This is a genomic window from Collinsella sp. AF28-5AC (genome assembly GCF_003457875.1).
In the GTDB taxonomy this organism is placed as follows: Bacteria; Actinomycetota; Coriobacteriia; order Coriobacteriales; family Coriobacteriaceae; genus Collinsella.
Genome location: NZ_QRTA01000041.1, coordinates 1 through 1,147 on the forward strand (window position 1 = coordinate 1; position 1,147 = coordinate 1,147).

Below are 1,147 nucleotides of genomic sequence, written 5' to 3' on the forward strand. Positions count from 1 at the left end.
TTAGGCGCGCCGCCAGCGTTCATCCTGAGCCAGGATCGAACTCTCCGTCCAAATATGTTGGGCTTCGAGCCCGTCCGGTCCTCACAACTGTTACGCTGATCGGTTCCGTTCGATTCATATGGTTTTAGTATAGGAAAAGGAATTTCTCGGGGCCGCCTCTCGGCGGCCTTGCGAAAAACAAATCCAAGTTAGACCATTTCAAATGGTTCGATGTCTGCCCGGATGCGACACTGAAGTAAGTGTCCATCCTCGCAGTATCCGGTTCTCAAGGTGCACGCCAGGCGGCTGATCCGGTCCGACCGGGCCGCGCGGCAAGGAGATATATTGCCAGACCGGAGGGGCGCCGGGGGCGGGAATCGCGCACTCCATATTTTGTTCACAAATTAATTAACTGGGCTCCGAGTTGCTCAGAGTCGCACATATGGTCATAAACCTCGGACAGACCGTATGACCTCGGGAATCTTGCTGTCCACTGTAGACATATCATCTTTATACCCTCGTCGGTCTCCGCTAGTTAGCCCATCATAAATTGAAGGACAACGTTAACAAACCTATAAAACGCCAGCGGGGGCTCTATCACTAATTAGATAGAGCCCCCGCTGGCGGAGTGTATTTGATTGAAACAACGCCCCTTAATTGATTTACTGGAAATAAGGAGCAAAAGATCCGTCCGGATATACGTGGCGACAGAACCCTGGAGCCGGCTGATCGCCACCAGAACGCGACATAAACAAAAAGATCGGCTCTACCTCACCGCAAGCGACAACGATGCCCTCGACTAAAGTCAATCCGAGCACTCCTAAAACAGAAAGGGCAATGTTAGCTTCTAGAACGCAAAAAAGGGGGAGGCCGCGAGGCCTCCCCCTTCTTCAAGTCATCCGACGGCTCGGTGCCGTCCACCGGTCAGCGGCGCCCTGGCCTCCCACGGGCTGGCCCCGCAGTACTCTCGGCGCGATGGGGCTTAGCTTCCGGGTTCGGAACGGGACCGGGCGTGCCCCCCATGCTCTGGCCGCTGACCGGTGGGCGGCGCCCACCGTTACGGTGTCCGGTATCGCATACACGTGCCCTGGGGGCCGCATGGCGCATAGGGGAGGTGACTCGGGGGCATCCTCGTGCCCGGACCGCGCGCATGAGCGCTGGGTCCCGC

The 1,147-nt window shown here is 57.3% G+C and carries 1 rRNA gene; it reads right to left on the reverse strand.

The window, feature by feature from the left end:
- Positions 1 to 901 precede the first annotated feature (901 nt).
- Positions 902 to 1,017 (reverse strand): 5S ribosomal RNA (gene rrf, locus DWZ01_RS10565).
- Positions 1,018 to 1,147 lie beyond the last annotated feature (130 nt).